Source organism: Lysobacter sp., from assembly GCF_035655815.1.
In the GTDB taxonomy this organism is placed as follows: domain Bacteria; phylum Pseudomonadota; class Gammaproteobacteria; order Xanthomonadales; family Xanthomonadaceae; genus Lysobacter_J.
This window is the reverse complement of record NZ_DASRTS010000072.1, coordinates 1-5,554: the sequence shown is the minus strand read 5'-3', so window position 1 is coordinate 5,554 and position 5,554 is coordinate 1. Positions and strand designations below refer to the sequence as shown.

5 protein-coding genes are annotated in these 5,554 nt (G+C 67.5%); 2 read left to right on the top strand and 3 right to left on the bottom strand.

The features are described 5' to 3' along the window. Window positions 1–17: 17 nt before the first annotated feature. A complete protein-coding gene (locus tag VFE83_RS18550; protein ID WP_324908912.1) occupies window positions 18–1,784 on the bottom strand; it encodes a glutamine--tRNA ligase/YqeY domain fusion protein in 1,767 nt (588 codons plus the stop codon). A gap of 114 nt (window positions 1,785–1,898) precedes the next feature. On the opposite strand from VFE83_RS18550, the gene VFE83_RS18545 reads away from it, so the two are divergent. After that, a complete protein-coding gene (locus VFE83_RS18545) occupies window positions 1,899–2,171 on the top strand; it encodes a DUF2007 domain-containing protein (RefSeq protein ID WP_324908910.1) in 273 nt (90 codons plus the stop codon). Between the two features lie 151 nt (window positions 2,172–2,322). Further along, window positions 2,323–2,841, top strand: coding sequence for an adenine phosphoribosyltransferase (locus VFE83_RS18540; protein WP_324908914.1), 519 nt, complete (start codon window positions 2,323–2,325; stop codon window positions 2,839–2,841). A gap of 51 nt (window positions 2,842–2,892) precedes the next feature. Here VFE83_RS18540 and oxyR read toward each other — a convergent pair whose 3' ends face one another. Together oxyR and ahpF are read right to left on the bottom strand one after the other, a co-directional pair. Beyond that, complete coding sequence (gene oxyR, locus VFE83_RS18535; protein ID WP_324908908.1) at window positions 2,893–3,834, bottom strand: DNA-binding transcriptional regulator OxyR; 942 nt, start codon at window positions 3,832–3,834, stop codon at window positions 2,893–2,895. Window positions 3,835–4,022: 188 nt separating this feature from the next. Next, window positions 4,023–5,554: alkyl hydroperoxide reductase subunit F (gene ahpF, locus VFE83_RS18530; RefSeq protein ID WP_324908906.1), on the bottom strand; the 1,532-nt coding region annotated here is incomplete at its 5' end.

Sequence of the window (5,554 nt, the reverse complement as noted above, 5' to 3'; positions counted from 1 at the left end):
TCCTCGGCAACGCAGGCTCAAACCTTGCCCGCCCAGGTGTCACGCAGCGTGACGCTGCGGTTGAACACCGGCCGGTCGGGGCGATGGTCGTAGCGGTCGGTGACGAAATAGCCGGTGCGCTCGAACTGGAACGAAGTCTCCGGCGCGGCTTCGGCCGCCGCCGGCTCGACATAACCCTGCACGGTGCGGCGCGACTCGGGGTTCAGGTAATCCTGGTAGCTCTTGCCGCCTTCGTCGTTGTCCGGGTCCGGCACGGTGAACAGGCGGTCGTACAGACGGATTTCCGCGGGCACCGCGTGGCGTGCGCTGACCCAGTGGATCGTGCCCTTGATCTTGCGGTCCGCGCCGGCCATGCCGGGGCGCGATTCGGGATCGAGCGTGCCGCGGATCCCGACCACGCGATCGCCGTCCTTGACCACCTCGTCGCAGCGGAAGATGCCCGCGCCGCGCAGGCGCACTTCGCCGCCCGGGATCAGGCGCTTGAAGCCCTTCGGCGGCACTTCCTCGAAGTCCTCGCGCTCGATCCACAACTCGCTGGAGAACGGCACGGTGCGGGTGCCTGCGCTCTCGTCCTTCGGATGGTTCGGGAACGTCAGCGATTCCTCATGCGAGGAAGGCAGGTTGGTGATGACCAGCTTCAGCGGATCGACCACCGCCATGCGGCGCGGCGCGGCGGCGTCCAGGTCGTCGCGCAGCGCGCCTTCCAGGATGGAGATGTCCAGCAGCGAGTTCTGCTTGCTGATGCCCACACGATCGACCATCAGGCGCAACGCCGACGGCGTATAGCCGCGGCGGCGGATGCCCTGCAGGGTCGGCATGCGCGGATCGTCCCAGCCGTCGACCAGACCTTCGTTGACCATCGCCAGCAGCTTGCGCTTGCTCATGACCAGGTAGTTGAAGTTCAGGCGCGAGAACTCGATCTGGCGCGGCTTGCTGGCTTCGTTGGGAAAGCCCTTGGCCAGCAGCGGCGCGAGCAGTTCCGGCGAATTGGTCAGGTCCACCTTGTCCACGCACCAGTCGTACAGCGGACGATGGTCCTCGAATTCCAGCGTGCACAGCGAGTGCGTGATGCCCTCGACCGCGTCGCTGAGCGAATGCGCGAAGTCGTACATCGGGTAGATCGGCCATTCGCGGCCGGTGTTCTGGTGCTCGACGTGCTTGATGCGGTACAGCGCGGGATCGCGCAGGTTCATGTTGCCGCTGGCCATGTCGATCTTCGCGCGCAGCGTGTGCGTGCCGTCCGGGAACTCGCCGGCGCGCATGCGGCGGAACAGGTCGAGGTTTTCCTCGACGCTGCGATCGCGCCAGGGCGAATTGCGGCCCGGCTCGGTCAGCGTGCCGCGGTACTCGCGGATCTGTTCCGGCGTGAGGTCGCAGACGAACGCGTCGCCCTGCCGGATCAGCTTCTCGCCGGCCAGGTACAGCACCTCGAAGTAGTCCGAGGCGTGGCGCAGGTCGTGCCATTCGAAACCCAGCCAGCGCACGTCGTCCTGGATCGCGCGGACGTACTCCGGGTCTTCCTTGATCGGATTGGTGTCGTCCAGGCGCAGGTTGCAGTCGCCGCCGAATTCCGCGGCGATGCCGAAGTCCAGGCAGATCGCCTTGGCGTGGCCGATGTGCAGGTACCCGTTGGGCTCGGGCGGGAAGCGCGTGCGGATGGCGTGGTGCTTGCCGCTGGCCAGGTCCTCGCGAACGATCTGCCGGATGAAGTCCTGCTTGCCGGAGGCGGCGGACTCGGCTGGCGGGGTGGAAGCGGGAACGGCGGGGCGTGGCGTGGCGGACATTCGCGGCGAACGTGGAAGGTAAGACCGTCAAGTTTAGCCGCTGCCGCCTGTCGCCGCCGTTTTAACGTTCACGGGGCGTATGCTGGCCGCAGGCCCGGATCCGAAGCCTCCCGGATGAAAGTCGTCTACGAAGCCGCCAACCTGATCGACGCCCACCTGGTGCGCCACGCGCTGGAAGCGCAGGAGATTCCCGTGTTCCTGAAGGGCGAAGCCCTGCTGGGCGGCATGGGCGAACTGCCGTTGTTCGGCACCATCCTGGTGTGCGTGCCCGACGTCGTCTGGCCCGAGGCCTCCGCCATCGTTGCCTCGCTGCCACTGAACGAACCGCCGGCGGAGGACGCGGGCGACGAGACGGCTGCCGAGGGGCCGGGCTGGCTGCCGGCCTAAGGCCCGTAAAACAGCGCCGCCGTAAGAGCGAGTTGCTCGCGATCTACTGCCAAAGGTCGCCAGCAAGCTGGCTCCTGCGTTGAACGGCTAGCCTGCCTGCTGCACATGGCACTGGTATCGTGCCTGCCCCCGTATCGTGCTGGCCTCCGCAATGCAGTCCTTCGATTCGTTGATCCGCACCGTCGCGGATTTTCCCAAGCCCGGCGTGACCTTCCGCGACGTGACCCCGCTGCTGGCCGATGCCGGCGGCTTCGCGCGCTGCATCGACGCGCTGGCCGAGCCGTGGCAGGGCAGTCAGGTGCAGGCGGTGTGCGGGATCGAATCGCGTGGCTTCATCTTTGGCGCGGCGCTGGCGCAGAAGCTGCACGCCGGCTTCGTACCGCTGCGCAAGCCGGGCAAGCTGCCGCCGCCGCTGGTCGAGGTGGCCTACGCGCTGGAGTACGGCACCGATCGTCTGCAGGCCCGCAACGACGCGCTGCGTCCGGGCGAACGCACGCTGATCGTCGATGACGTGCTGGCCACGGGCGGCACGCTGGCCGCTGCCGGGGAACTGGTACGCAGGCTCGGCGCGGACCTGGTCGGCGCCAGCGTGCTGATCGAACTGAATGCGCTGGGTGGCCGCTCACGCTGGGCAGCGGATGTGCCGCTGCACGCGCTGCTGCATTACTGAGGCACGCCGGGCTGGCCGGCGCTGAAGCGCCGACCATCAGTGGCCGCTGGTTTACGCGCTGACCGGATGCGTGGCTTCGGCGACCGCGCTCGGCGGTCGCAGCAACTGCTCGGGCAGCTTGCGGAACTCGGCCGCGAGTTGCTGGAGGAAGTTGCCCATCGCCGAACTGCGACGCCACACCATCGCGATCTGCCGATGCGGCGGCTGGCCGCGGAAGCTGAGCAGGTGGATGTCGGGCGAGGACGGTACCGGCGGTTGCACGGCCAAGGCCGGCAACAGGGTGATGCCCACACCTGCGGCCACCATCTGGCGCAGCGTCTCCAGGCTGGTGGCGCGGAAGCCGTCGCGTTCGTCGGCACCGGCCATATGGCACACGTCCAGCGCCTGGTCGCGCAGGCAATGGCCTTCCTCGAGCAGCAGCAGGTGCTGGTTGTCCAGGTCGTGCAGATCCAGCGAATCCTGCCGGGCCAACGGATGTTGTTGCGGGACGGCCAGCAGGAATGGCTCGTCGAACAGCACTTCCACGTGCAGCTGGTCGTCGTGGATCGGTAGTGCCAGCAGGCCCGCATCCAGGCGACCGTCGCGCAGCCGTTGCAGGATCTGGTCGGTCTTCTCTTCGATCAGCAGCAGCTCCAGGCGCGGAAAGCGCTGACGCAGGCGCGGCACCACGTGCGGTAATAGGTAGGGCCCCAGCGTGGGAAACAGGCCCAGCCGCACCGTTCCGGCTTCCGGATCCTGGCTGCGCCGGGCGATTTCCGCCATCTGTTCGACGTCGGCGATGACCTTGCGCGCGCGCTCGGCGACCTCGCGGCCGACGGGCGTCAGCATCACGCGTCGCGGTGCGCGTTCGACCAGCGCCACGCCCAGTTCGTCTTCGAGCTTCTTGATCTGGGTCGACAGCGTCGGCTGGCTGACGAAGCTGGCCGCGGCCGCCCGGCCGAAATGCTTGTGATCGGCCAGGGCCACCAGGTATTTGAGATCGCGCAGGTTCAATGGTGGTGCCTCCACGATGGTTGCGCCGGGCGCCGCATTCCGGCTGTAGCAGCGTGCGCCCCTCGCTGGATCTTAGACGCCTTCAACCGTCATCCCCGCGAAAGCGGGGATCCAGCGCCTTTGGCCCTCAAGTCACTGGATTCCCGCTTTCGCGGGAATGACGGGAGAGAACAGAAGTCCTTGCTTGCCTACGCCGCCGCCGCCGTCGAAACCTGCGCCGGAGCGCTGGTGCGGATGAGGTGGTCGAACGCGCTCAGCGCGGCTTTCGATCCCTCGCCCATGGCGATCACGATCTGCTTGTACGGCACCGTCGTCGCGTCGCCCGCGGCGAACACTCCCGGCACCGACGTGCGGCCGTGCGCGTCGACCTCGATCTCGCCGCGCGGCGACAGCGCGATCGCGCCCTTGAGCCATTCGGTGTTCGGCAGCAGGCCGATCTGCACGAAGATGCCTTCCAGATCGATGCGGTGCGTATCGCCACCGACGCGATCCTTGTAGACCAGGCCGGTGACCTTCTGGCCATCGCCGATCACCTCGGTGGTCTGACCGCTGACGATCACCTTCACGTTCGGCAGGCTGCGCAGCTTGCGCTGCAGCACCTCGTCGGCGCGCAGCTGGCTGTCGAACTCGATCAGCGTGACGTGCGCGACGATGCCGGCCAGGTCGATCGCGGCCTCGACGCCCGAGTTGCCGCCGCCGATCACCGCCACGCGCTTGCCCTTGAACAGCGGGCCGTCGCAGTGCGGGCAATAGGCCACGCCCTTGTTGCGATACTGATCCTCGCCCGGCACGTTCATCTGGCGCCAGCGCGCACCGGTCGACAGCACCACCGTCTTCGACTTCAGCGACGCGCCGTTTTCCAGCTGCACTTCGATCAGGCCGCCCGGTTCCTTCGCCGGGATCAGCTTGCTCGCGCGCTGCAGGTTCATGATGTCGACGTCGTACTCGCGCACGTGCTGCTCCAGCGCGCTGGCGAGCTTGGGGCCTTCGGTGTAGGTGACCGAGATGAAGTTCTCGATGGCCATGGTGTCCAGCACCTGGCCGCCGAAGCGCTCGGCGGCGACGCCGGTGCGAATGCCCTTGCGCGCGGCGTAGATCGCCGCCGCGGCTCCGGCCGGGCCACCGCCGACCACCAGCACGTCGAAGGCGTCGCGGGCGGTCAGCTTCTCGGCGTCGCGGGCGGCGGCGCCGGTGTCGATCTTGGCGAGGATCTCTTCCACGCCCATGCGGCCCTGGCCGAAGACTTCGCCGTTGAGGTAGATGCTCGGCACCGACATGATCTGGCGCGCCTCGACCTCATCCTGGAACAGCGCGCCGTCGATGGCGACGTGACGGATGTTCGGGTTGAGCACGGCCATCAGGTTCAGCGCCTGGACCACGTCCGGGCAGTTCTGGCAGGACAGCGAGAAGTAGGTTTCGAACTCGAAGGTGCCCTCGATGCCCTTGACCTGCTCGATCACGTCCGCGTCGAGCTTGGAGGGGTGGCCGCCTACCTGCAGCAGGGCCAGCACCAGCGAGGTGAATTCGTGGCCCATGGGGATACCGGCGAAGCGCAGGCCGATGTCCGCACCGGGGCGGTTCAGCGAGAACGACGGTTTGCGCGCATCGCTGCCGTCGGTCTTCAGGGTGATCTTGTCGGTCAGGCCGACGATGTCTTGCAGCAGGCCCAGCAGCTCGCGGGATTTGTCGCTGTCATCGAGGGACGCGACGATCTCGAACG